Origin of the sequence: Rhodococcus sp. GA1, assembly GCF_024321955.1 — a bacterium.
In the GTDB taxonomy this organism is placed as follows: Bacteria; Actinomycetota; Actinomycetes; order Mycobacteriales; family Mycobacteriaceae; genus Rhodococcus; species Rhodococcus pyridinivorans.
In genome coordinates, this window is sequence record NZ_CP097186.1 from 4,163,282 (window position 1) to 4,188,390 (window position 25,109).

The 25,109-nt window shown below is 67.9% G+C and carries 22 protein-coding genes, 1 tRNA gene and 1 other RNA gene; 15 read left to right on the forward strand and 9 right to left on the reverse strand.

The window, feature by feature from the left end:
* Window positions 1-163: 163 nt before the first annotated feature.
* Complete coding sequence (locus tag M3330_RS19455) at window positions 164-490, forward strand: WhiB family transcriptional regulator (protein WP_228044579.1); 327 nt, start codon at window positions 164-166, stop codon at window positions 488-490.
* A gap of 19 nt (window positions 491-509) precedes the next feature.
* Here M3330_RS19455 and M3330_RS19460 read toward each other — a convergent pair whose 3' ends face one another.
* The 3 genes from M3330_RS19460 to M3330_RS19470 all read right to left on the reverse strand — a co-directional run bounded on the left by M3330_RS19460 (window position 510) and on the right by M3330_RS19470 (window position 4,253).
* Entirely contained in the window at window positions 510-1,835 is a 1,326-nt protein-coding gene (locus tag M3330_RS19460) for an AarF/ABC1/UbiB kinase family protein (RefSeq protein WP_033097113.1), read from the reverse strand.
* Window positions 1,832-2,722: a hypothetical protein gene (locus tag M3330_RS19465; protein WP_019288462.1), complete on the reverse strand. Its 891-nt coding sequence runs from the start codon at window positions 2,720-2,722 to the stop codon at window positions 1,832-1,834. Before M3330_RS19465 ends, M3330_RS19460 begins: the two co-directional genes overlap by 4 nt.
* An 85-nt stretch (window positions 2,723-2,807) precedes the next feature.
* Window positions 2,808-4,253, reverse strand: a complete 1,446-nt coding sequence (locus tag M3330_RS19470; protein ID WP_024101466.1) for a zinc-dependent metalloprotease — start codon at window positions 4,251-4,253, stop codon at window positions 2,808-2,810.
* 115 nt (window positions 4,254-4,368) lie between these two features.
* Between M3330_RS19470 and M3330_RS19475 the strand changes: the two genes are divergently transcribed.
* Window positions 4,369-5,394, forward strand: a complete 1,026-nt coding sequence (locus M3330_RS19475; RefSeq protein WP_006550272.1) for a PDZ domain-containing protein — start codon at window positions 4,369-4,371, stop codon at window positions 5,392-5,394.
* Between the two features lie 63 nt (window positions 5,395-5,457).
* Here the strand turns inward: M3330_RS19475 and M3330_RS19480 are convergent, their stop codons facing one another.
* Entirely contained in the window at window positions 5,458-6,063 is a 606-nt protein-coding gene (locus M3330_RS19480) for a PPA1309 family protein (RefSeq protein WP_006550273.1), read from the reverse strand.
* 192 nt (window positions 6,064-6,255) lie between these two features.
* On the opposite strand from M3330_RS19480, the gene M3330_RS19485 reads away from it, so the two are divergent.
* Window positions 6,256-9,270, forward strand: a complete 3,015-nt coding sequence (locus M3330_RS19485) for a UPF0182 family protein (RefSeq protein ID WP_174556232.1) — start codon at window positions 6,256-6,258, stop codon at window positions 9,268-9,270.
* Between the two features lie 95 nt (window positions 9,271-9,365).
* Here M3330_RS19485 and M3330_RS19490 read toward each other — a convergent pair whose 3' ends face one another.
* Window positions 9,366-9,890, reverse strand: coding sequence for a transglycosylase family protein (locus M3330_RS19490; protein WP_255026008.1), 525 nt, complete (start codon window positions 9,888-9,890; stop codon window positions 9,366-9,368).
* Between the two features lie 465 nt (window positions 9,891-10,355).
* Here M3330_RS19490 and M3330_RS19495 point away from each other — a divergent pair.
* A tRNA-Met gene (locus M3330_RS19495) sits at window positions 10,356-10,432 on the forward strand.
* A gap of 50 nt (window positions 10,433-10,482) precedes the next feature.
* Here the strand turns inward: M3330_RS19495 and M3330_RS19500 are convergent.
* The 3 genes from M3330_RS19500 to M3330_RS19510 form a co-directional block, all read right to left on the reverse strand.
* A complete protein-coding gene (locus M3330_RS19500; RefSeq protein ID WP_064851513.1) occupies window positions 10,483-12,186 on the reverse strand; it encodes an acyl-CoA synthetase in 1,704 nt (567 codons plus the stop codon).
* A gap of 220 nt (window positions 12,187-12,406) precedes the next feature.
* Window positions 12,407-13,621 (reverse strand): acyl-CoA dehydrogenase family protein, encoded by a 1,215-nt coding sequence (locus M3330_RS19505; RefSeq protein ID WP_064851514.1) that lies wholly within the window; start codon window positions 13,619-13,621, stop codon window positions 12,407-12,409.
* Between the two features lie 28 nt (window positions 13,622-13,649).
* Window positions 13,650-15,044, reverse strand: a complete 1,395-nt coding sequence (locus tag M3330_RS19510; RefSeq protein WP_219129264.1) for an acyl-CoA dehydrogenase family protein — start codon at window positions 15,042-15,044, stop codon at window positions 13,650-13,652.
* Between the two features lie 166 nt (window positions 15,045-15,210).
* Between M3330_RS19510 and M3330_RS19515 the strand changes: the two genes are divergently transcribed.
* Together M3330_RS19515 and M3330_RS19520 are read left to right on the forward strand one after the other, a co-directional pair.
* Window positions 15,211-15,444 carry a MerR family DNA-binding transcriptional regulator gene (locus M3330_RS19515; protein WP_232512219.1) on the forward strand — a complete coding sequence of 78 codons (234 nt, stop codon included), beginning with the start codon at window positions 15,211-15,213 and terminating at the stop codon, window positions 15,442-15,444.
* Window positions 15,371-15,835: a GyrI-like domain-containing protein gene (locus M3330_RS19520; RefSeq protein ID WP_052227240.1), complete on the forward strand. Its 465-nt coding sequence runs from the start codon at window positions 15,371-15,373 to the stop codon at window positions 15,833-15,835. The genes M3330_RS19515 and M3330_RS19520 overlap by 74 nt, the downstream gene beginning before the upstream one ends.
* A gap of 45 nt (window positions 15,836-15,880) precedes the next feature.
* Here the strand turns inward: M3330_RS19520 and hisN are convergent, their stop codons facing one another.
* Window positions 15,881-16,666 (reverse strand): histidinol-phosphatase, encoded by a 786-nt coding sequence (hisN, locus tag M3330_RS19525; protein WP_006550344.1) that lies wholly within the window; start codon window positions 16,664-16,666, stop codon window positions 15,881-15,883.
* Window positions 16,667-16,812: 146 nt separating this feature from the next.
* Between hisN and prfB the strand changes: the two genes are divergently transcribed.
* The 9 genes from prfB (at window position 16,813) to pgm (ending at window position 25,082) form a co-directional block, all read left to right on the forward strand.
* Window positions 16,813-17,931 carry a peptide chain release factor 2 gene (gene prfB / locus M3330_RS19530; RefSeq protein WP_006550345.1) on the forward strand — a complete coding sequence of 373 codons (1,119 nt, stop codon included), beginning with the start codon at window positions 16,813-16,815 and terminating at the stop codon, window positions 17,929-17,931.
* A gap of 90 nt (window positions 17,932-18,021) precedes the next feature.
* On the forward strand, window positions 18,022-18,840 hold the full coding sequence (locus tag M3330_RS19535) for a mechanosensitive ion channel family protein (RefSeq protein ID WP_230826288.1): 819 nt from the start codon (window positions 18,022-18,024) through the stop codon (window positions 18,838-18,840).
* The gene (locus M3330_RS19540) at window positions 18,837-19,319 is read left to right on the forward strand and encodes a hypothetical protein (RefSeq protein WP_064851517.1); all 483 of its coding nucleotides are present in this window, start codon (window positions 18,837-18,839) and stop codon (window positions 19,317-19,319) included. The genes M3330_RS19535 and M3330_RS19540 overlap by 4 nt, the downstream gene beginning before the upstream one ends.
* A 55-nt stretch (window positions 19,320-19,374) precedes the next feature.
* Complete coding sequence (ftsE, locus tag M3330_RS19545) at window positions 19,375-20,064, forward strand: cell division ATP-binding protein FtsE (RefSeq protein ID WP_006550350.1); 690 nt, start codon at window positions 19,375-19,377, stop codon at window positions 20,062-20,064.
* A gap of 49 nt (window positions 20,065-20,113) precedes the next feature.
* Window positions 20,114-21,019 (forward strand): permease-like cell division protein FtsX, encoded by a 906-nt coding sequence (gene ftsX, locus M3330_RS19550; protein ID WP_006550352.1) that lies wholly within the window; start codon window positions 20,114-20,116, stop codon window positions 21,017-21,019.
* Between the two features lie 69 nt (window positions 21,020-21,088).
* Window positions 21,089-21,565, forward strand: a complete 477-nt coding sequence (gene smpB / locus M3330_RS19555) for an SsrA-binding protein SmpB (RefSeq protein WP_024101458.1) — start codon at window positions 21,089-21,091, stop codon at window positions 21,563-21,565.
* On the forward strand, window positions 21,562-22,419 hold the full coding sequence (locus M3330_RS19560; RefSeq protein ID WP_051121498.1) for a DMT family transporter: 858 nt from the start codon (window positions 21,562-21,564) through the stop codon (window positions 22,417-22,419). Before smpB ends, M3330_RS19560 begins: the two co-directional genes overlap by 4 nt.
* Before the next feature lie 255 nt (window positions 22,420-22,674).
* Window positions 22,675-23,043: a transfer-messenger RNA gene (gene ssrA / locus M3330_RS19565) on the forward strand.
* Window positions 23,044-23,453: 410 nt separating this feature from the next.
* Window positions 23,454-25,082 carry a phosphoglucomutase (alpha-D-glucose-1,6-bisphosphate-dependent) gene (gene pgm / locus M3330_RS19570; protein ID WP_024101457.1) on the forward strand — a complete coding sequence of 543 codons (1,629 nt, stop codon included), beginning with the start codon at window positions 23,454-23,456 and terminating at the stop codon, window positions 25,080-25,082.
* The last annotated feature ends 27 nt before the right edge of the window (window positions 25,083-25,109 follow it).

The following is a 25,109-nucleotide window of genomic DNA, read 5'->3' on the forward strand; positions in this document are numbered from 1 at the left end:
CGGTAGACCTTTCGTCTCCTCCAGGCCACGGACCCCGCCCAGCGGACCGTGGCCTTTCTCGTTCTCCGGCCGGGTTCGCATCGCATTCCACCGAACCAACGAAGGAGCTCACGTGCCGAGCGAATACCCGTCGAGCCTGCCGAACCGAACGGAAGGAGACGAGATGCGTTGTACCGACATCCTGTCGCGCAGCGACACTTTCGCGGTCTCCCGCAACGACCGCGACCGCGACACCCTGCCGTGCCACGACAACGACCCCGACCTCTGGTTCGCTGAGACCCCGGCCGATCTCGAGTACGCCAAGACGCTGTGTGCGGGCTGCCCGGTGCGTGCCCAGTGTCTCGACGCCGCTCTCGAGCGGGAGGAACCCTGGGGCGTGTGGGGCGGGGAGATCATCGACCGTGGTGTCGTCGTGGCCCGCAAGCGGCCGCGGGGCCGGCCGCGGAAGAATCCGCTGCCCGAACCCCGCAAGGAACTGGTCTGTGCGTGAATACGGTTGCCCGGCTTTGTCACTCCTCGACGAAGCCGGGTAGCCATTCACTGAGGATGCGCATGTACGGTGCCTCGGCGTCGAGCTGAGCGCAGATGCCGACCGAGCCGAGCAGCACCCGGAACACACTCACGTACTCGGGCGGAAGATTCAGCGTCCGAGCCGTCTTGAAGGTCGAACTCGAGAAGTCCGTGGCCGTGCCCGCCACCCGCTGCAGCCATGTGCGGGTGAAGTGGAACGACTCGGTGTGGATCGGGTCGGTGAACGGCCGGAGGTAGTCGGCGATCTCCTCGTCGGTGACCGTGCGGCCGGGCAGGACGAACTTGTTGTCGTAGAGCAGCCGGGTGAGTTCGTCGAAACGTTCCTCGAGGGCGAGTCGGACCATCCGTCCGAGCACCGGCGGGAAGCCGTCGGGCATCGACGCCGTGGCCCCGAAGTCGATGACTCCGAGACGGCCGTCGTCGAGAAGCATGAAATTGCCCGGATGCGGGTCGCTGTGGAGCAGACCGGCGCGCGCGGGCGAACAGAAGTGGAACTCCGCGAGCAGCGCACCGGCCCGGTTGCGCTGCTCCCGCGTGCCACCGCTGATGATCACAGACAGCGGAGTGGCCGAAAGCCATTCGGTCACGACGACTTTCGGGGCGCTCGCGACGACACGCGGGATCACGAACTTCTCGTCGCCGGCGAACGCCTTCGCGAAGGCTCGCTGGTTGTCGGCCTCGATCCGGTAGTCGAGCTCTTCCTCGGTGCGTGCGGACAACTCGTCGAGCAGCGCACGCACATCGGCACCCGGCATCATCGTGGCGAACAATCCGGCGAACCGGGACAGCGTGCGCATGTCGGCGCGCAGAGCCTCGTCGGCGCCCGGGTACTGGACCTTCACCGCGACCTCGCGTCCGTCCGACCACACGGCCCGGTGCACCTGGCCGATACTGGCCGACGCGACGGGCACGTCGTCGAACGACTCGAAGCGCTCACGCCACTTCGTGCCGAGTTGCTGGTCGAGCACGCGGTGCACGGCTTGGGCGGGCAGTGGAGGGGCCTCCGCCTGCAGTTTGGTGAGCGCCTCCCGATACGGCTCGGCGAACTCCTCCGGGACGGCGGCTTCCATCACGCTCAGGGCCTGGCCGAACTTCATGGCGCCGCCCTTGAGTTCGCCCAACACACTGAACAACTGTTCGGCGGCCTTCGCCGTCATCTCGGCGTCGATCTCCTCCCGATCTCCACCGGCGAGTCGACGGCCGAAACCGACAGCGGCGCGCCCGGCGATTCCCAGAGGAATGCTCGCGAGCTTGGCAGTGCGGGACGAGCTTCTGCGAGGGATGTCTGGCACGCCCCCCATCATGCCTGACCGACCCGAGCGATGGCCGAGCAGTCGCACCGGGGGTGACGGAACCATCGGCGCGTGACGATGCGGTGGGTTCGCAGGTCCAGTTCGAGTGTGCGGTCGACCGCCGGGGTCACGGACGGATCTGCGGAGAGGAACGCCTCGATCTGGCCGACGGCCATCGCCGCGGTCGCCGACGTCACCGCCCTGCCGGCGTGGCCCTGCCGCCCGTACAGCTGACTCGCCAGTCGCGGCCAGGACGGATCGAGATCGGCCCGCACGAGATCGGCGCAGCGCAGACAACTGCTCCGGCCGGGGAGTACGAACGGGCCGACGATGCCGCGTCCGTCCCTGATCCGCACCGCGAGATGGGGGACACCGGCCCGCACGAGCATGTTCACGAGATGGGGGTCGGGCACCTGCCCGTCGGCGAGGACGACACAGTCGGCCGGGTCCTGCAGTTCGTCACCGGACGACGAGCGCACCCACCGCACATCCCATACCGGGAGATCCTCGACGATCGCCGAAGCGAGCGGACCCGAGCCGTGGACCCGCACCCGCCGCGGTCGCGCCGGACCGGGCGACGCGGGGACCTGCCGGACCGCACCCGTCGCGGTGAGCTCATCGAGCACCTGCCGGACCCGTCCGGACGGAAGCCCGCGCTCGGCTGCGACGTCCAGCACCTCGTCGAGGGTGAGCCGGCCGTCGAGCAGTCGGACGAGAACGCCGAGGTCGAAGCTGTCCATGCCCTGGGGTGGCAGGACGACGGTCGCGGTGCCGGGACCCCAGCCGAGCTGGAGCGAGCCGTCGGACCGCTCGAGCACGGCCAGTTCCGGATCGACCCGGAGAACCGCAGCCTCGGCCGGCGCGGGATTCGTGGTCGTCTCGCGCGATGCGGTGATCATGGAGACAGACTGACAGTATCCGCGCCCGTGGACGGCTCACGAGGAGCAGTTTGTCCACAGGCGCGGGTGCCTCTATCGGGTCGTTCTAGGAGGTGCTGTCGTCCCCGGGCCGGTCCTCGCCGGATCCGTCCTCGGCCGCGCGATCCCGTTCGGCCTGCTCACGTTCCATGGTCGCCTGAAGCTGGGCGATCGGATCCTCGAAGGCTCCGGTGCCACCGCCGATCACACGATCGACGAAGGCCGTCGGGTTGTCGAGATCCGACGAGTCCGGCAGCAGGTCGGGATGCGCCCACACATGGTCGCGGGCCTCGGTGCCGGCGTCGGTGGTGAGGCGTCGCCACAGCGCAGCGGCCTCGCGCACCTTCCGGGGCCGGAGCTCGAGGCCGACGAGCGTAGCGAAGGTCTGCTCGGCCGGTCCGCCCGTGGCGCGGCGACGGCGCAGGGTCTCGGTGAGGGCCGAGGCACCCGGGAGCCGCTCGCCGAGCGCGTCGGCGACGACCGTCTCGACCCAGCCCTCGACGAGCGCGAGCATCGTCTCGAGTCGTTCGAGTGCGGCCTTCTGCTCCGGGGTGGTCTGGGGTTCGAACGCGCCCTGCTTGAGGATTTCCTCGAGCTTGGACGGGTCGGTGAGTGCAGACGGGTCGAGTCCCTGGGCGAGATCCTCGATCGACGACATGTCCATGCGGATGCCGCGTGCGTACTCCTCGACGGTCGCCAGCATCCGCTGACGCAGCCACGGCACGTGGCTGTAGAGGCGCTGGTGGGCGGCCTCGCGTGCGGCGAGGAAGACGAGCACCTCCTGAGCGGGCTGCTCGAGTCCTTCACCGAAGCTCTCGACCGCGGCCGGCAGGAGAGCGGCGGTGCCCTCCGGGCCGAGGGGGAGACCGATGTCGGTGGAGGTGAGCACTTCCTTCGACAACTGGCCGAGGGCCTGGCCGAGCTGGGAGCCGAAAGCAACCCCACCCATCTGCGAGAACATCCCGAGCATGGGCCCGGCCATCGCACGGGCCTCCTCGGGCAGACCGTTCAGCATCATGCCGTTGACCTGCTCGGCGATCGGATCGCACAGGCGCTTCCACGTCTCGAGGGTGTTGTCGAGCCAGTCGACGGGCGTCCACGCCACGACCTTCGACGCACCCGCGGGCAGCGTGGTGGCCGCGTCGAGCCACAGTTCCGCGAGGCGCGCGGCGTCCGTCACGGCGTCGGCGGTACGGGGCGAGACCGGGTCGACGGACCCGATCTGCTGACGTGCGAGCTTCGTCGCGATGTCGTAGTTGACCGGACCCGAGCCGCCGCCGGAACCCATGGCGCTGCCCATACCGGCGAGCATCTGGCCGAACTGGCTGAGCATCTGACCGAACTGCGCGGGATCGAAGCCCTGACCGCCGAACGGGTTGTCGCCCCCACCGCTGCCGGGGAGTCCGAATCCGAAGGGCATGCCGCCACCGGCTCCGCCGCTACCGGAACCCTCGTCCTTCCTACGGTCGGGGTCGTCGTCGGGATTCGAGAATCCGAAGGGCGTGTCGCTCATGTATCCAACGGTACAAGGCGTCCAGGGCGGGGACCGGCGTCGTGGTCACGCTCATGGCGAACACGACACGGTCGTGGTGTGAAGGGGGTGGTCGGGCGACCGTTACCCTGGCCGGGTGAATCGTCGCTACGTCCTGCCGCTCGCGCTCGTGCTCCCGATCCTCGTCATCGTGGTCGTGGCGTTCAACGTCCGGGCGCCGTACGTGGCGCTCGGCCCCGGCCCCGTCTTCGACACGCTCGGGGAGATCGAGGGCACCCCGGTCGTCGCGCTCGAGGGGATCGAGGAGGACGAGACCGAGGGCAGTCTGTTCATGACGACCGTCGGGGTCACCGACAATCTCACCCTCGCGCAGACCTTCACCGCCTGGATCAGCGGGCGCTACGGCGTGGCGCCGCGCGAGCAGGTCTACCCGCCCGACCGCAGCAAGGACGAGGTCCAGGCCGTCGACCAGGCGCAGTTCGCCCAGTCGGAGCGGTCCGCCGAACTCGCCGCCCTGCACTATCTCGACCTGCCGGTGACCCTGCGGATCGCCGAGGTGGGCCAGGACGCCCCTGCCGCCGGGTTGCTCGAGGCGGGCGACCGGATCGTCGCCGTCGGCGGCGAGGAGATGCGCACGGCCGGCCAGGTCCAGCGCGCGGTCGGCGACGTGCCGCCCGGTGAGTCGGTGGACGTCACCGTCCGGCGCGGCGATGCCGAGGAGTCGTTCGACGTTCCCGTCGGTTCCCGGCCCGGCGACCCGGACAAGGGCTTCCTGGGCATCGCCACCGAGGAGGTTCCCGAGGTGCCCTTCGAGGTCACCTTCAACCTCGCCGACATCGGCGGACCGTCCGCCGGCCTGATGTTCAGTCTGGCCGTGGTGGACAAGCTCAGCCCGGGCCTGCTCAACGGCGGTCTGGACGTCGCCGGTACCGGCACCATCGACTCGGACGGGATGGTCGGTCCGATCGGCGGGATCACCCACAAGCTCACCGCGGCGTCGGAGGACGGCGCGACCGTCTTCCTGGTGCCCGCCGAGAACTGCGCGGAGGCGCAGAGCGGCGCCCCCGAGGGTGTGCAGCTCGTGAAGGTCGAGACGCTCGAGGGTGCGATCGACGCGCTGGCAGCGATCGCGGACGGACGCGACGCGCCCGCCTGCAGCTGATCCCGCCCGTCGGCAGCCGATCCCGCGCGCCGCACGGGGGCCGGCAGTGCGGTGATCGCACTCTCAGTAGTCGTCGTCGCTCGCCTCGAGGGTCGCGTACAACGCGGCCACGACGTGCGGGGCGAGGTTGTCGTAGGTCCGCAGTTCAGTGCCCGCGAACGGATCGTCGTCGTCGAGGGGGCGCAACTGAAGGAGCGAGAGTGACGGCCCGTCGCGCAGGACCGCGGAGATGAGGCGGGCGGCGCGTCGTTCCGGGTGACTGTGCGCTGCGAGCCGGGCCGCCTCGTCTGCCGCGTGGGCGTCGGCGAGCAATGGCGTGAAGGCGTCGTCGAGTTCGTTCTCGGCGCTCGGCGGCAGCACGACCACCTCCTGCACGAGAGCGCACCCGGCAACCGATCCGGGCCAGGTGGTCGTGGCGAGGAACTCCTCGAGTGCGGGACTGCCGCCCTCGACGTCGTCGGGGAAAGATTCCTGCGCGATCGGGGTGTACTCGTGTCCCTCGTCGAGCTGGTCGGCGAGGGCGGGTTCGGCGGCTGCGAGAAGCACGGTCGGGACGAGCGCGAACATGACGGGAGGGCGGTCCCAACCCTCCGCATCCGCGAAATCGATGATCTCGTGGACGGCGCGCGCGAGTCCTTGTTCGGAAGGTACGGGAAGACGTTGGTTCACCGGCCTATCCTGGCACCCGTACGCGGGTGTGCGCTGCCGGACCTGCGTCGTGCGACCCCCTGTACGAGGATTCCGTAGAGTGGGGCGAAACGGTCACTCCGTGAGAACGAGGCGTGCTCGCACGCTTTCGTCGAGCGCGAGATGTACAGATGCGGTGCGATCGCGCCGCCGGACGAGTTGGGAGCGTGGCACGTGGGCATGAGGCCCCCGACCGGAGTACCTACATTGTCGAAGCGGAGCAGAGTTCTGCTGATCCTGGCAGTGGTGGCCGCAGTGCTGCTCCTGCTCGGACCACGGTTGGTGGACACCTACACCAACTGGCTCTGGTTCGGCGAGGTCGACTTCCGGGACGTATACGTCAAGGTTCTCCTGACCCGGATCGCACTGTTCCTGGCGGTCGGATTGTTCATCGGCGGTGTCGTCTGGCTGGCGATGCTGCTCGCCTACCGGTCGCGCCCGGTCTTCGTGCCGACCACCGGACCCAACGATCCGGTGGCGCGCTACCGCACCACCGTGATGACGCGCATGCGCGCCTTCGGGATCGGTATCCCGGTCGTGCTCGGTGTGCTCTCCGGTCTGGTCGCCCAGGCCGGCTGGGTCACCGTCCAGATGTTCTTCAACGGCGGCGACTTCGGCACCACCGATCCGCAGTTTGGTCTCGACGTCGGCTTCTACGCCTTCGACCTGCCGTTCTACCGCTTCCTGCTCAACTGGTTCTTCGTCGCGATCGTGCTCGGGTTCATCGCGAACCTCGTCACCCACTACATCTTCGGCGGCATCCGCCTCGCCGGTCGCGGGGGAAGCATGTCGACGGCCTCGCGTGTGCAGCTCGCGGTCCTCGCCGGCCTGTTCGTCGCGTTCAAGGCGTTCGCCTACTGGCTCGATCGGTACGAACTGCTGTGGAGCAGCCGCAAGGAACCCACCTTCACCGGCGGTGGCTTCACCGACATCAATGCGGTGTTGCCGGCCAAGCTCATCCTGCTCGCGATCGCCGTCATCTGCGCGATCGCGTTCTTCGCCGCGATCTTCCTGCGCGACCTGCGGATCCCCGCGCTCGCGACGGCGCTGCTCGTGCTCTCGTCGATCCTCGTCGGCGCGGTGTACCCGCTCATGGTCGAGCAGTTCTCGGTGCGCCCGAACGCTGCCGACAAGGAGAGCGAGTACATCGAGCGCAACATCGCCGCGACCCGCGAGGCGTACGGCATCACCGACGACAAGGTGGCGTACGAGGACTACCCGGGTGTGGGCACCACCTCGCCCGAGAACATCCCGGCCGACATCACCACGATCGCGAACGCACGCCTGCTCGACCCGAACGTGCTTCCCCGCACGTTCACGCAGCAGACGCAGCTGAAGAACTTCTACGGCTACCCCGAGTCGCTCGACATCGACCGGTACGAGCTCGACGGTCGTATGGAGGACTACATCGTCGCGGCGCGTGAGCTCTCGCCGACGAGCCTGACCGGCAACCAGACCGACTGGATCAACCGCCACACCGTGTACACGCACGGCAACGGTCTCGTCGCGGCGCCCGCCAACCGCGTGAACGCCGCCGCGAGTGCCTCGGCGGAGGAGGCCGCCAACAGCAACAGCGGCTATCCCGTCTACTTCGTCAGCGACCTGGCGTCGCTCGCCGCGGAGAACCAGGTCATCCCCGTCGAGCAGCCCCGCATCTACTACGGCGAGGTCATCGCCGAGGCCGATCCGGACTACGCGATCGTCGGCAACAGCGCCGACTCGTCCGGTCCGCGCGAGTACGACACCGACACCGAAAAGTACACCTACACCGGCTCGGGCGGCGTCGACATCGGCAACTGGTTCAACCGGCTCGCCTTCGCCGCGAAGTACGGCGAACGCAACATCCTGTTCTCGAGCGCCATCGGCAGCGACTCGAAGATCCTGTTCAACCGCGACCCGCGTGAGCGCGTGACGAAGGTCGCGCCGTGGCTGACGGCCGACGGCGACGCCTACCCGGCCGCGATCGACGGCCGCATCAAGTGGGTCGTCGACGCGTACACCACGCTCGACTACTACCCGTACGCGCAGCGCGCGTCGCTCGAGGGCCTCGTCGAGGACAGCATCGACCAGAACACCGGCCGGTTGCTGCCCCGCAAGGAGGTCTCGTACATCCGCAACTCGGTGAAGGCGACGGTCGATGCCTACGACGGCACGGTGACGCTCTACCAGGTCGACGATGAGGACCCGGTCCTGAAGGCGTGGATGGGTGTCTTCCCTGATGCGGTGACCCCGCAGGACCAGATCTCCGACGAGCTGCGGGCGCACTTCCGGTACCCGGAGGATCTGTTCAAGGTGCAGCGCGAGATGCTCGCCAAGTACCACGTCGACGACCCGCGCGAGTTCTTCACGAACAATGCGTTCTGGTCGGTGCCGGCGGACCCGACGGTCGACACCAGCGCGAACCAGCCGCCCTACTACCTGCTCATGGGCGATCGCGAGACGGCGGATCCCCGGTTCCGTCTGACCTCGGCGATGGTGGGTTACAACCGGCAGTTCCTGTCGGCGTACATCTCGGTCGAATCCGACCCGGAGAACTACGGGAAGTTCACGATCCTGCAGTTGCCGACGGATACGCAGACCTTCGGTCCGGAGCAGACGCAGAACGCGATGATCTCCGACACCCGAGTGGCTTCGGAACGGACCCTGCTCGAACGGTCCAACCGGATCCAATACGGCAACCTGCTCACCCTGCCCATCGCGGACGGCGGCATCCTGTACGTCCAGCCGATGTACACCGAGCGCAACGCAACGGCGGGTAGCACGTCGACCTTCCCGCAGCTGTCGCGCGTGCTCGTCAGCTACCGGGAGCCGGGTGCCAGCGGTGGCGTCCGGATCGGTTACGCACCGACTCTCGCCGGTGCGCTCGACCAGGTGTTCGGTCCCGGCGTCGGCGACGCGGCCACCGCTCCCGGTGGCGAGGCGCTGCCCACCGCCGAGGTGGAGGACGAGACGCGGGGCGAGGTGATCGAGGGCACCACGGACGAGAACCAGCCTTCCGATCAGCAGCAACAGCAGCCCACCTCGCCGGCGCCGACGACTCCCGCGAATCGCGATGCCGCGGTCGCGGAGCTCGATTCGGCACTCGCGGAGCTGGCCAACGCGCAGACCAGCGGCGATTTCGAAGCCTACGGACGGGCGCTGCGGCGGGTGCAGCAGGCCGTCGATGCCTACGAATCCACTGGCGGCTGAATCCACCGGCGGCTGATCCGGTAACGGAAACCGACACGACGAAGGCCCGCGGTTCGCACCGCGGGCCTTCGTCGTGTTCGCAGAGACGGTCTGCGTCAGCGACCGGCCAGCGTGATATCGACGATCTGCGCGAACTCGGCGCCGAAGCCGTACTGCTGGGCGAGCTGGTTCGCGGTGTCGACGGCCTGGGTGACCTCGGCCGGCAACTCGGGGGCGGCCGGAGCCGCGGGTGCCGGAGCCTCGGGTGCCGGTGCGGACGCCTCGGGTGCGGCGGGAGCCGGCGCGGATTCGGTTGTCAGGTACTGACCGCAGACGGGCCACGCGCCGGGGCCCTGCGTCTGCAGGACGTTCTCGGCGACACGGATCTGCTCCGCCTTCGAGGCTTGGTCCGCGCGGCCGCTGCCGCCGTTGGCCTCCCAGGTGCTCTGCGAGAACTGCAGGCCGCCGTAGTAGCCGTTGCCGGTGTTGATGGCCCAGTTGCCACCGCTCTCGCACTGGGCGACGCCGTCCCAGTTGTGCTGGGCAGCGGACGCGGTGCCGGTGGCGAGCGCGAACGGAACCGCGGCGAGTGCACCGGTGACGACGGCAGTGCGGAATGCACGCGTGCTGAAGTTGGTCATTCTGTGGAGTCCTTCCCGCGCTCGCGGAGCGCGACGGCCCTCGTCGATCTCGCTCGACGGAGAAATGTCTCCGTCCGGATCGGGGACCACGTCGGTTGCGTCCCTGCCCCTCGGGTCTTCGTAGGCACCGGATCCCGCGGGGCAGAGTGGCGGCGACGGGCCGGTGGTGGCTCGGCTGTTTCGAGCCGGGACCGACAGTACAAAGCGCTCCGCGGCGCGTCATCCCCCGCCGGGAGAGGTGTTTGTCCACCTGATGGGATGGGACGATTGAGTCTTCGCAGCTCAGGAAGGTGATAACGGGGGTCGATGCAAGATCGTTACACCGCCGTTATGTGGCGATAGTCATGGTGGAAATGTGAACCGAGACACCTCGGGGTTGCGATTTCGGTTGTCGTCGAGGCCCATCCGCGTCCGACGAGGCGATTTGCATTCCGTTTCCGTGCTCGTGTAGGTTCATTCATGCAACGCGGGGTGGAGCAGCTCGGTAGCTCGCTGGGCTCATAACCCAGAGGTCGCAGGTTCAAATCCTGTCCCCGCTACCACCACGAAGGCCGGTCGTCTCGGACGACCGGCCTTCGTTCGTTCGAGGGGGTCACCCCCGAGCGGTGGTGTACCCCTTCTCGGGATCCTCGGGCAGATCCATCTCCACCAGCACCCGGCGCAGCAGCTTCCCGGTGGCGTTGCGCGGCAGCTCGTCGAGGAAAACCACCTCGCGCGGAACCTTGTACCGGGCGAGATTCGACTTCACGAACGCCTTGATGTCCTCGGCGTTGCGGGAGGAGTCGGGGGAGGGAACCACGAAGGCTCGCAGCCGCTGCCCGAACTCGGGATCGGGGACACCCACCACGGCGGCGTCGAGTATGTCCTCCCGCTCGGCGAGTAGGTTCTCGACCTCGAGCGGATAGACGTTCTCGCCGCCGGAGACGATCATGTCGTCGTCGCGACCGTTGACGAAGAGCAGGCCGTTCTCGTCCCAGTGCCCGATGTCGCCGATCGACAGCAACCCGCCGATGCGTTCCTTGTCGCGACCGTCGGTGTAGCCGGCGAAGGACAGGCCGCTCGAGACGAAGATGCGGCCGGGGACGTGCGGCTCGGTGATGCGGTTGCCGTCGTCGTCGAACAGCACCACCCGACACGTCACGGGAGGGCGACCGGCCGTGCCGGGGGCCTGCCGGATGTCGTCGGGGGTCGCGACCGTCGCGACGGCGCATTCGGTGGAGCCGTACAGGTTGTAGAGCACGTGTCCGAACGCCTCCGTCGTCCGGCGACACACGTCGGGCGAGAGCGACGAACCCGCGGAGAAGACGATCTTCAGGCTCGAGGTGTCGTACTCGGCGATCTTCTCCGGTCCGAGGTCGAGGATCCGCTGCAGCATCGTCGGGACCACCACCAGCACGATCGCTCCGTGCTGCTCGACGAGGCCCAAGGTGTCGACGGGGGAGAAGCGCCGCATCATCACCACGGTCTGACCCAGTGCGAGGGCGAGCGCGAACTGCGAGACGCCGGTGCCGTGGAAGGCCGGGGCGGCCATGAGCATCGTCTGCCCGGGGCGCAGCGGAACCCGATCGAGGAACTGGACCGACGCGAACGGTGACGTGCGGCCGCGCGGCGCGCCCTTCGGGGTGCCGGTGGTGCCGCTGGTGAGCAATACGAATCCACCGAAGACCTCCGGCGCGGGCAGGGACGAGCCGTCCAGCCCTTCGATCGACTGCTCCAGCGTCGGGATGCCGGGGACCTCGTCGTCCGCCCAGGAGACGTACCGGCGCACGTCGTCGGGGAGCGCGGCTGCGACCTCGGCGAATTCGCTGTCGAAGACGAACGTCGAGACCTGTTCGCGCGCTGCGACATCGACGAGTTGCCGCGGCGCGAAACCGGTGTTCATCATCACCAGTCGCACACCGAGCTTGGCGGTGGCGAGCATCGTCAACACGAGACCGCGGTGATTGCGGGCCATGATGCCCATGACCGATCCCGGCTCCACCCCGGCGCGTTGCCACGCACGCACGAGGGCATTGGAGCGGGCCTCGAGTTCCTTGTAGGTGACATCGCCGGCCTCGTCGATCAGGGCGACGGCGTCGAGACCGCGTTCGGCCTGTGCGTGCACGGCGCCGGCGAAGGGGCCGTACTTGTTGGCCGCCATGATCGTCCCGATGCTGTGGTCCACGCGCGGAAAGTGCAGCAGACCTGCGCGATGGAGTACCGCGAGTGATCCGATGGTGTCCTTGACCTGGCCGATCGTGTCGTCGAGCGTGATCCGCCCACTCGTGATCCTGCCGAGAATGTCCTGACCGAGCATCCGTCCCCCTAGCTGTGTGTCGGCGTCAGCACACACAGTAGCCGTGACGTAGCTCACATTCCAGGCAATCTTCCACGGATGATCTTCCTGGAACGGGTAGAGCCCTCCCGCACCTGCGGCGAGGGCTCTACCCCGATGGATCCTCCGACACGTCCGGTACCGTGCGCAGACACCGGTCCCATCCTTCCGGCGCCCGCGGACGGACCCCATGCCCCGAGCGCTATTTCAGTTCGGAGGACGACTTTCCGAGCACCCGCCGAGCGACGATGAGCTGCTGGATCTGCTGGGTGCCCTCGAAGATGTCGAGAATCTTGGAATCGCGTGCCCACTTCTCGAGCAGCGGCCGCTGCGAATACCCGTAGGTTCCGGCGAGTTCGACGGCCTTGAGCGAGACCGCGGTGCCGGTGCGGCCGGCCTTCGCCTTCGACACCGACGCCTCGAGGGAGTTGGGCTTCTTGTTGTCGGCCATCCACGTCGCGCGCAGCGCGAGCAGGTAGGCGGCCTCCCAGTCGGCCTCGAGCGCGAGGAACTCGGCGGCCGCGGCATGCTGGTTGTTCGCGGGGATGTCGTAGGAGACCTCGACGCCCGCCTCCTTCAGGATCGTGCGCAGTTCCTCGAGTACCGCACGACCGAGACCCACGGCCATGCCGGCCACGATCGGACGCGTGTTGTCGAAGGTCTGCATGACCCCGGCGAACCCCTTCTCGGTGTTCACCTCCGGGGAGCCGAGGATGTTGTCCTTCGGGATGCGGCAGTTGTCGAGCACGAGCACCGCGGTGTCGGATGCCTTGATGCCGAGCTTCTTCTCGAGACGCGCGACCGAGAGTCCGGGAGCCTCGCGCGGCACGACGAACGACTTGATCGCGGCGCGGCCCTTCGACCTGTCGACGGACGCCCACACGACGATGTGCGTGGAACGCTCACCGGCGGTGACGAAGATCTTCTCGCCGTTGAGGACCCACTCGTCGCCGTCGAGCACGGCCGTGGTCGTCACGGCCGCCGAATCGGATCCGAAACCGGGCTCGGTGATTGCCATGGAGGCCCACACCTTGCCGAAGCGTTCGAGCTGCTCGTCGGTGGCCACCGCGGCGATCGCGGAATTGCCCAGGCCCTGGTAGGGGATCGACAGGGTCAGGCCGACGTCGCCCCAGCACGTCTCGATGACATTGAGGAGTCCGGCCATGTTGCCGCCGTTGGCATTTCCGGCGGGGCCGTCCTGCTTGGCCTTGCTGTCGCGGCCGAGCGCGGCACCCGCCGCGCCCTGGCCGGAGTCGTTGAGCCCTTCGACCATCGCGGCCATGGTGTCGAGTTCGACGGGGTACTCGTGCTCGGCGAGGTCGTACTTGCGGGAGATCGGCCGGAAAATCTGCGCGGCGACCTGATGGGCCTGGTTCGCGGAAGCCTTGAGCTTCCGGGGAAGTTCGAGATTGATCATCACAGGTTCCTTGTTCGGGTCGGGCCGATCAGACGAGGACAACGCCCTCGGCGACTCCGATTGCTCGCAGGTCGCGGTACCAACGTTCGACGGGGTGTTCCTTGGTGTAGCCGTGGCCGCCGAGCAGCTGGACGCCGTCGAGGCCGAACTGCATGCCCTTGTCGGTGGCGAGCTTGCGGGCCAGGGCCGCCTCGCGAGCGAACGACAGGCCCTGCTCGGCCCGCGACGCACCGCGCAGGGTGGCCAGACGTAGACCGTCGAGCTCGATCTTGATGTTGGCCACCATGAACGCCACCGCCTGCCGGTGGCTGATGGGCTCGCCGAACGCCTCGCGCTCGTTGACGTAGGGGACCACGTAGTCGAGCACGGCCTGACCGGTGCCCATCGCCAGAGCTGCCCAGCCCAGGCGCGACAGGCGCACGGCGTCGGCGTACTGCTCGGCGCGGACGTCGGCGTCGTCGTCGCCGAGACGTGCCGATTCCGGCACCGCGACGTCCTCGAGCAGAAGGCGGCCCAGTCCGGCGGCGCGCAGGCCCATGCCCGGATCGGCCTCGATCACGACGCCCTTGCTCTTCGCCTCGACGAGGAAGAGGGACGGCTTACCGTCGAGTTCGGCTGCCACGACGAACAGTTCGGCGCTGCCCGCCGCCGGGACGAACGACTTCACGCCGTTGAGCCGGTAGCCGCTGGGGGAGCGCACCGCCTTGGTCTGCAACGCGAAGGGATCGAACAGGGCGCGCGGCTCGGCGATGACGACCGACGCCTGGGGGACATCGTCGCCGGCGAAGGCCGGCAGGTAGGTCTTCTGTTGGTCCTCGGTGCCCCACTGTGTGAGCGCCACGGCCACACCGCTCGGCGCGAGGATCGGCAGGGCCAGGCCCATGTCGCCGTGCGCGAGGGCCTCGGCGACCAGCACGTTGGTGACCACGCCGCGCTCGTCGGCGGCGCCGTCGAACGCCTCGGGTACGTTGACCATGGTGATGCCGAGTTCGGCTGCGCGCGCGAGTAGATCGGCCGGGGCCGCGGCGGCCTCGTCGGCGTCGTGCGCGGCGGGGCGCAGGATCTCGGCGGCGAACTCACGCACCGTCTCCGTGATCATCTGCTGATCGTCGGTCGGGGTGAGATCGAAGAAGTCGGCGTTCTTCGCGGTGGTGAGACGCTGCGGGCCGCTCGCGCCGCCGGACATTTTCTTGAAGGTGCGCGTGGCGGCGCCGAGGGTCTTGAAGCCGGTCTTCGTGGACTGGTACGTGATCCGGTCGATCGTCTCGCGGATCTTGTACCGGTCGGCCAGTTCGGAACCCGTGATCCGGGTGAGCACGCGCATGGCAGCACCCATGGCGTCGCGTTTGATCGGATTGAGGCCGACGGCGGACGTATCGCGAGGCGTGTGGCGGCCCACGCTGTCTTGCTTGCTCATGATCACCAGAAGTCTCTCGATGCGGCAGCGGACACTCCCGATCTTACTTCTGAGTAAGGTCACTGTCTACCGCGCAGTAAGTTCCGCGGTGGACGCGTGTCGCCCAGCATCGTCCGCTGTGTCGCGAGCACGAGTTGACTCTCACACCGTGTGAGGTCGCAGACTCGGCGCCATGGCCGACACCACCAGGTTGATGTCCATCGGAGAGTTCTCGTCCCTGACCCGGATCAGCGTGCGGATGCTGCGGCACTACGACTCGCAGGGAGTGCTGATCCCCGCCGTGGTCGACGAGGTCAGCGGTTACCGCCGATACCTCCCCGAGCAGACCGCCGATGCCGCGCGAGATTCCTCAGCAGACGTACGTCTGCCTCCGCGGCACCGTCGCCGACTACTCGGCCGAAGGTGAACTGTGGCAACGCTTCATGCCCGCCCTGCAGGAGCAGGGCATCGTCCCGACCGGACCCGGCGGATGTATCGAACACGACGGCGAGTTCCGTGAGTCGGACGTCGACGAATCGGTGTTCCTGCCGGTGGCGCCGGGAACCACGGCCCGCGAGCCGCTGACGGTCCACGAGTTCCCCTCACGCCGGGCGGTCGTCGCCACCGTGACCGGGCCGTACGCCGAATCGATCCCGCGGGCCCACGAGGCGATCGCCGAATTCCTGACCGAACACGGCCTGTCCGCGGCCCGGGTCGACGACGACGTGGCCACCCACCACTTCAACGTCTATCTCGATGATCCGGGCGTCACGAACGAAGCCGACCTCGAGACCGCTGTGCATCTCCCGGTCCGCTGACGAACCCGGCCCCACGCGTGACCATCCGTGCGTGGGGCCGGCCACTCACTTCAGTCGACCGAGCACCTCGTCGTGCAGCGTGCCGTTGGTCGCGACCGCACTGCCGCCGTGCGGACCGTCCGCACCCTCGAGGTTCGTGAACCGTCCACCTGCCTCGCGCACCAGCACGTCGAGCGCGGCCAGATCCCACAGCGAAACCTCGGGTTCGAGCGCGATCTCGAGGGCGCCCTCGGCGAGCAGGCAGTAGGAGAAGAAGTCGCCGTAGGCGCGCACCCGCCACACGTCGTCGGTCAGGGCGACGAAACGATCACGGATGCCACGCTCGTGCCAGCCGCTCAGGCTCGAGAAGCTCAGCGACGCCGACGCGAGGTCGGTCACCTCCGACACCGAGATGCGCCGGGGCTCGGCACCGTCGTGCGACACCCAGGCGCCGCCGTCCGCGGCCGCCCACCACCGACGGTTCAGTGCCGGGGCGCTGACCACGCCCACGACAGGCACACCGTCCTCGAGGAGCGAAATCAGGCTCGCCCAGACCGGTACGCCACGCACGAAGTTCTTCGTGCCGTCGATCGGATCGACGACCCACTGCCGCCCGCGGAAGACCGCGTCGCCACCGAACTCCTCGCCGAGCACCGCGTCGTCCGGTCGCTGCTCGCCGAGCATCTCGCGGATGGCGCGCTCGACGGCGAGGTCGGCGTCGGAGACCGGACTCAGGTCCGGCTTGTCGTCCACCTTCAGGTCCAGCGCACCGAAGCGGTCGCGGGTGATGGCGTCGGACGCGTCGGCGAGTCGGAGTGCGAGGTCCAGGTCGGCGGTGTAGTCGGTGGTCATGACGGAAACGCTAGCCGCCGTCGTCCGGGGCCGAGCAGCTTGCCGTCCACTCCGGGGTCGGCGCGGTGCTCGACCCGACCGGGGCCCTGCCGTGTCGATCGCTGCCCACGGCGGGCCGGTTCGTCGCTCCGGTAACCTGTTGAATCGTGCATCCCGATGTTTCCGCAGCCCTGACCGAGCTCGACACGACCCTCCGCACCGTGGAGTCGGTCCTCGACGTCGAGGAGCTGCGACGGCGCATCGACGAACTCGAACACCAGGCCGCCGACCCCGAGCTGTGGAACGACCAGGACCACGCCCAGAAGGTCACCAGCGAACTGTCGCACGCACAGGGTGAGCTGCGCCGGGTCGAGGGCCTGCGCCAGCGGCTCGAGGATCTCCCGGTTCTGTACGAGCTCGCCGAGGGCGAGGAGGGCGAGGCCCGCACCGCCGCCCTGGCCGACGCCGAGGCCGAACGCGAGAGCCTGCGCGCCGACATCGAGGCGATGGAGGTGCGCACGCTGCTGTCCGGCGAGTACGACCAGCGCGACGCGCTCGTCAACATCCGCGCGGGCGCCGGTGGCGTCGACGCCGCCGACTGGGCCGAGATGCTCATGCGTATGTACATCCGCTGGGCCGACAAGCACGGCTACGGCGTCGAGGTCTACGACACCTCCTACGCGGAAGAGGCCGGCATCAAGTCCGCCACCTTCGCCGTCAAGGCGCCCTACACCTACGGGACCCTGTCGGTCGAGATGGGCACGCACCGTCTCGTCCGCATCAGCCCCTTCGACAACCAGGGCCGCCGCCAGACCTCCTTCGCCGAGGTCGAGGTGCTGCCCGTCGTCGAGACCACCGACCACATCGACATCGACGAGAACGACGTCCGCGTCGACGTCTACCGCTCGTCCGGCCCGGGAGGCCAGTCGGTCAACACCACCGACTCCGCCGTGCGCCTGACGCATATCCCGACCGGCATCGTCGTCACCTGTCAGAACGAGAAGTCGCAGTTGCAGAACAAGGTCGCGGCCATGCGTGTCCTGCAGGCCAAGCTCCTCGAGCGCAAGCGCCAGGAGGAGCGCGCCGAGATGGATGCGCTCAAGGGCGACGGCGGCAGTTCGTGGGGCAACCAGATGCGCTCGTACGTGCTGCATCCCTACCAGATGGTCAAGGACCTGCGCACCGAGTACGAGGTCAACAACCCCTCGGCGGTGCTCGACGGCGACATCGACGGATTCCTCGAATCGGGCATCCGCTGGCGTATGCGAGAAGAGCAGAAATCGTGATCGGAAACAGGAGAGGGGCCTGTGCCGTTTCTTCCCGGAGCTAGACTGCTCGACTGGTTGTCGACGAGCGGGCTGCTGATCGCACTCACGATTCTGGGTGCGGTTCTGATCGCCCGGTTCGTCTCCTGGATCGGCAGCCGCATCACGCGCCGCATCGACGAGCGCTACACGCAGTCCGACGACCTCGTGCGGTCCGAGGCGACGAAGCATCGCCATTCGGTCGCCCAGGTGGTCACGTGGATGGCGATCTCGTTCGTGTACATCGTTGCGACCCTGAAGGTGTTCGACTATCTGCAGCTGCCCATCGGCAGCCTGGTCGCGCCGGCGACCGTGCTCGGCGCGGCGCTCGGCTTCGGTGCCCAGCGCATCGTGCAGGACATCCTCGCGGGGTTCTTCATCATCACCGAACGGCAGTACGGCTTCGGCGACACCGTGCAGATCTCCGTGACCGGTGCGTCCGAGGACGCGATCGGCACCGTCGAGGACGTCACGTTGCGCGTCACCCGGGTGCGTAGCACGGCGGGTGAGGTCATCACCGTCCCCAACGGGCAGATCAACAAGGCCGTCAACCTGTCGAAGGACTGGGCGCGCGCCGTGGTGGACGTGCCGATCCCGGTGACCGCCGACATCGCCGACGTCACCGAGATGCTGCGCGAACTGGGTGTCGCCGCATACAAGGAACCCCGCCTGCGGGAGCTGTTGCTCGACGAACCGAGTGTGATGGGTGTCGAGAGCCTCGAGGTGGATCAGCTCAGCGTCCGCATGGTCGCGCGCACGCTGCCCGGCAAGCAGTTCCAGGTGGGCCGTCTGCTGCGTGCGCGGATCGCGCGAGCACTGCGTGAACGGGGCATCACCGTCACGCCCCAGCTCGACACCGCCAGCGTGGTCGATCGAGTGGAGGCACAGTGACACCGGGTGGAGGGACGTCGGGTGGGGGCGCGGCCACCGAGCCGGAGGAGAAGCACCGCAGGCGCATCCCGTCGCACCTCCTCGGTGGGCGGATCAGGACCACGACCTTCGCGTTGTGCACCCTGTGGCTTGCGCTGTGGGTGACCTACCTGTTCCTCAACCAGCCCGAGGACACCCCCGATGCGCCGTCGACCGCCGTGATCATCTCCGAGACGCCCTACGTGCCGTACGTGCCGCCGGCGACCACCGCCCCGCAGGAGAAGTCCGTGCCGGAGACCACCGACACGCCCTATCCGCCGACGACGGCGACCGGCGTGCCGGGCAGGGAACAGGGCGGGACGCCGCCGCAGGATGCCACGACGACAGCGCCCCCCACCACGACGAACAGGCAGTTCCCGTTCGACCTGCCCACGATCCCCGGACTGAACGACCAGCAGGATCCGACGGTGACCGAGGACACCGACGCTCCGTCGTCGTAGAGCACCGACGAGCCGGTGCCGTAGGTCACCGTCCGGTAACGGTTAGCATGTCCACGTGATCCGGCTGGAGAATGTGTCCAAGTCCTACAAGACGTCCACGCGTCCCGCGCTCGAAGGGGTCTCGGTGCACGTCGAGAAGGGCGAGTTCGTCTTTCTCATCGGTCCCTCCGGATCCGGGAAGTCGACCTTCCTCCGGTTGCTCCTGCGAGAGGAGAAGCCCACCACCGGCGACATCCACGTGGCCGATTTCCACGTCAACCGGCTGCCGGCGCGTCGCGTACCGAAGCTGCGCCAGAATCTCGGATGCGTCTTCCAGGACTTCCGGTTGCTCCAGCGCAAGACGGTCGCCGAGAACATCTCGTTCGCTCTCGAGGTGATCGGTAAGCCGCGCGGAGTGATCGAACGGACGGTGCCGGAGGTTCTCGACCTGGTGGGACTGTCCGGCAAAGCCGACCGGTTGCCCGCCGAACTGTCCGGCGGCGAACAGCAGCGTGTCGCGATCGCGCGTGCGTTCGTCAACCGGCCGCTCGTGCTGATGGCCGACGAACCGACCGGCAACCTCGACCCCGAGACCAGCCAGGACATCATGCTGCTGCTCGAACGCATCAACCGCACGGGCACGACGGTGCTCATGGCGACCCACGACCACCACATCGTCGACTCGATGCGGCGACGGGTCGTCGAACTCGATCTCGGACGCGTCGTGCGCGACGAGGCACGCGGCGTCTACGGCGTCGGCCGCTAGATCCCGTCACCCGAGCATCCCCACCAGGCAACCGAAGGAATCCCACCCGATGCGTGCCAGCTTCCTGTTCAGCGAGGTCACCACCGGCCTGCGCCGCAACCTCACCATGACCATCGCGATGATCCTCACCACGGCGATCTCCCTCGCGCTGTTCGGTGCAGGGCTGCTCGTGGTCCAGATGGCGGGCAAAACGGAACGGATCTTCCTCGACCGGGTCGAGGTGCAGGTGTTCCTGACCGAGGACATCTCCTCGCTCGATCCGGAGTGCGAGCAGGATCTCTGCTCCACCCTGCGCAGCGACCTCGAGAGCACCGACGACGTGGTGTCGGTCCAGTACCTGAGCCGCGACGACGCCGTCCTCGACGCCACCGATCGTGTCTTCGCCGATCAGCCCGAACTCGCCGAACTCGTGAGTGCCGACAGCTTCCCTGCCTCCTTCAAGATCAAGATGTCCGATCCGGATCGATTCGCGGCGATCCAGGACGATTTCGGTACCCGGCCCGGAGTCGACAGCGTGCTCAACCAGCAGGATCTCGTCGAGCGTCTGTTCGGCGTGCTCGGCGGCATCCGCAACGGCGCGTTCGCCATCGCCACGATCCAGGCGATCGCGGCCGTGCTTCTGATCGCGAACATGGTGCAGATCGCGGCCTTCACCCGCCGCACCGAGGTCGGCATCATGCGGCTGGTCGGCGCGACTCGCTGGTACACGCAGCTGCCCTTCCTCCTCGAAGCGGTGATCGCCGCGATCGTGGGTGCCGCACTCGCCATCGGCGGACTCTTCGTCGCCAAGAGCATGTTCGTCGACGACATGCTCACCGAGGTCTACGACGCGAACATCGTCGCCCGCATCACCGACAGCGACATCCTTCTGGTCTCGCCGTTCCTGGTCCTCGTGGGCGTGGGAATGGCCGCTCTCACCTCGTATGTGACCTTGCGTCTGTACGTGCGTGAATAAGGTGTCGTGCGAGGTTCCTATGCTGGACGGTGTTCTGTTCGATCAATCGTGGACCGGAAAGGCCTGCACGTGAAGGAAAAGGGCCGGAAGGTCATCGCGACCAACCGGAAGGCGCGCCACAACTACACCATCCTCGACACCTACGAGGCGGGCATCGCCCTCGTCGGTACCGAGGTCAAGAGCCTGCGGGAGGGAAAGGCCTCCCTGGTGGACGCATTCGCGACCGTCGACGACGGCGAGGTGTGGTTGCGGGGTCTGCACATTCCGGAATACGGGCACGGCACGTGGACCAACCACGCTCCGCGCCGCACCCGCAAGCTGCTGCTGCACCGTCGCGAGATCGACGCGCTCGTCGGCAAGACCCGGGAGGGCAACCAGACCCTCGTGCCGCTGTCGATGTACTTCTCCGACGGCAAGGTCAAGGTCGAGCTCGCGCTCGCCAAGGGCAAGCAGGACTACGACAAGCGTCAGGATCTCGCCCGCCGGACCGCCGAACGTGAGGTGACCCGCGAGCTCGGCCGGCGAGTGAAGGGCATGAGCCGCTGATCGCGGTCGCGCTCGCGCTTCTCGCGGCGGTCGGGTACGGCCTCAGCGATTTCGCCGGGGGTGCCGCCTCCCGTCGCGCGAGCGCACTCGGCGTCGTCGCCGTCACCTACCCGGCTTCGCTCGTCGTGTCCCTGATCGCCGCGTCGATCGTCGGCGGCGACCTCACCGCGGCGTCCCTCGCGTGGGGTGCCGCAGCGGGCGTGGCCGGCGGCATCGCCGTCTGGTGGTTCTACCTCGCACTGGCGAACGGGCCGATGTCGGTCGTCTCACCGGTCACCGCTGTCGTCGTGGCCGGAATCCCCGTGCTGTTCGGGATCGCGACGGGGGACCGGCCCGGTCTCCTCGCCTATCTCGGCATCGTCGTCGCGGTGATCGCGGTGGGGCTGGTCAGCCGCGAATCCGACGAGACCGTCACCGGTGTCGGACACCCGCGCTTCACGTCGAGGATCGCGTGGTGGACGGTCGGATCGGGCATCGCCTTCGCGTTGTCGTTCATCGGCCTCGGTCAGGTCGGCACCGGCACCGGCCTGTGGCCGCTCGCCGCCTCCCGCGCGACCGCCACCCTCGTGGTCTGGCTGGTGATCGCCTTCTCGTGGCGCACCGTGGTGTGGCCGATCCGGTCGCTCCTGCCGATCCTGATCGGGATCGGCGTGATCGACGTGATCGCGAACGGTGCACTGCTGTTCGCCTACCAGCACGGCCTGCTGTCGCTGGTGAGCGTGATCGCGGCGCTGTATCCGGCGGTGACGGTGCTACTCGCCGTCATCGTGCTCGGAGAGCGCGTGAGCCGGGTGAAACTGCTCGGCCTGCTCGCAGCCGGACTGGCCGTCGCACTCGTCAGCCTGCCCGGCTGATCCGGGGTGGGGTGGGAAGAACACGAATCCTGGAGGCGCTGGACCCGGCATCGTGGAAAGCGCGTCACCGGACGGAGCGCTACGGGTGACACCCGGCGACGCCGGACTCGGGTCACCCCGACCCGGTTCCGTTGCCGGTGAGCGGCGGTGTGAGTAGGCTCATGACCCGGCAACGAATCGTTTTCGAAAATGGGAATGACATCGGGCCTTCGGGTCGTTACAGTGGGTAGTCCTGCGAAGGTCGCAGGCGCGTACGGGGCTGAACGGTTTCGACTGCGTACGTTGAGCAAGGGGAAGCGTGTCGGTGCAGGCAAGAGACCACCGTAAGCGTCGCTGCAACCAATTAAGCGCCGAGTCCACTCAGCGCGAGTACGCCCTCGCTGCCTAAGCGAGCGCGTCTCTGTCAGCCCGGGTTTGCTCTCGACCCGGATCCTGGCATCGACTAGAGAGCTCTACCGTACGGCTCGGTCGCGGAGACGTGCGGGACAACAAACAGCGACTGGGATCGTCATCTCGTCTTGTTCGCGAGAACGGGAGATCCGAGTAGAGACATAGCGAACTGCACACGGAGAAGCCCTCGCGAGGCGGCGGAGGACCCGGGTTCGATTCCCGGCAGCTCCACCATCGACCCGGGTAGGTGATCGACCATCGATCACCTACCCGGGTTTCTTGTTGTCCGGGTGAGCCTGATCGGCAGCTTCGGGAAACGGCAGTGCCCGCCGTCGAGACTCAGAGGGTGAGTGTTCTCGACGACGGGCACGGTCGCTGTCGGTCCCGGAGACGTCGGAGACGGCGCCGAAACAGCGAGAGCGAAACGAAGAAATGTCCTCCCCGGCATCGTCTTCATTTCGTTCACTGAAGTTAGCCCACCTAATTGTGAACGCCAATACTACTTTCGGGTCAGAAACTCTGGTCCCATGGCCGTGATGACCTTTTCGTCAGTATCCGTACCGACGCGCGGATCGGGGTACTCATCCCGCGCGTGCCGCGGATCGGCGGCAAGATGAGAACACCACCATCGACGAGGAGAGCACATGGCGCACGAACGAGCGGGACAGCCGGCCACCGCGGCGGATCTCGAAGATCTCGCACACCTTGTCACCGCCTACTACACCGTGCAACCGGATCCCGAGAACGCCTCGCAGCAGGTGGCTTTCGGCACGTCCGGTCATCGCGGCTCGAGCCTCGACGGTGCGTTCAACGAAGCCCACATCCTCGCGACCACCCAGGCCATCGTCGAATACCGCGCCCAGCAGGGCACTTCGGGCCCGCTGTTCTTCGGCCGCGACACGCACGCCCTGTCCGAACCGGCCTGGGCGAGCGCGCTCGAAGTGCTCGTCGCGAACGGCGTCGAAGTGGTCGTCGACTCCCGCGACCGCTACACCCCGACTCCGGCCGTCAGTCACGCGATCCTGCAGCACAATTCCGGCTCCGGTGCCCGCGCCGACGGGATCGTCGTCACCCCCTCGCACAATCCTCCGCGCGACGGTGGCTTCAAGTACAACCCCCCGTCGGGTGGTCCGGCCGACAGCGACGCGACGTCGGTCATCGCCGCTCGCGCCAACGAACTGCTCGCCGCCGGACTCGACGGGGTGAAGCGGGTGCCGCTCTCGTCGGCGCTCGCGTCCGCCGGACGACACGACTTCCTCGCTGCCTACATCGACGATCTGCCGAACATCGTCGATCTCGACGTCGTCCGTGCTGCCGGGGTACGGATCGGCGCCGACCCGATGGGCGGTGCGAGCGTCGACTACTGGGGCGAGATCGCCGAACGGCACGCCCTTGACCTCACCGTCGTCAATCCGCTCGTCGACGCCACCTGGCGGTTCATGACGCTCGACACCGACGGGAAGATCCGCATGGACTGCTCGTCGCCGAACGCCATGGCATCGCTGATCGGCAACCGCGAGGCCTACGACCTCGCGACCGGCAACGACGCCGACGCCGACCGGCACGGCATCGTCACCCCCGACGCCGGTCTGCTCAATCCGAACCACTATCTCGCCGTCGCGATCGACTACCTGTTCCGCAATCGCCCCGGTTGGGCGGAGTCGAGCAAGGTGGGCAAGACGCTCGTGAGTTCGTCGATGATCGACCGGGTCGCCGCCGGCCTCGGCCGCGACCTGCTCGAGGTGCCGGTGGGCTTCAAATGGTTCGTTCCCGGGCTGAGCGACGGTTCGCTGGGCTTCGGCGGGGAGGAGAGCGCCGGTGCGTCCTTCCTCCGGCGCGACGGCTCGGTGTGGACGACCGACAAGGACGGCATCGTCCTCGCCCTGCTCGCGGCGGAGATCACCGCGGTGACGGAGAAGAGCCCGTCCCGCTACTATGCCGAACTCGTCGATCGGTACGGCGACCCCGCTTACGCGCGCGTGGACGCCCCGGCGACGCGCGAGCAGAAGGCGGTGCTGTCGAAACTGTCGTCCGAGCAGGTCGGCGCCACCGAGCTCGCCGGCGAACCGATCACCGCGACGCTCACTGCGGCACCCGGCAACGGTGCCGCGATCGGTGGCCTGAAGGTCACCACCGAGAACGCGTGGTTCGCCGCCCGCCCGTCCGGCACCGAGGACGTCTACAAGATCTACGCCGAATCGTTCCGCGGCCCCGACCATCTCGCCGAGGTCCAGCAGGCGGCACGCGAACTCGTCTCGTCCGTCCTGTCCTGAGCCCGCTCGCCCACCGCGCGACCGGGC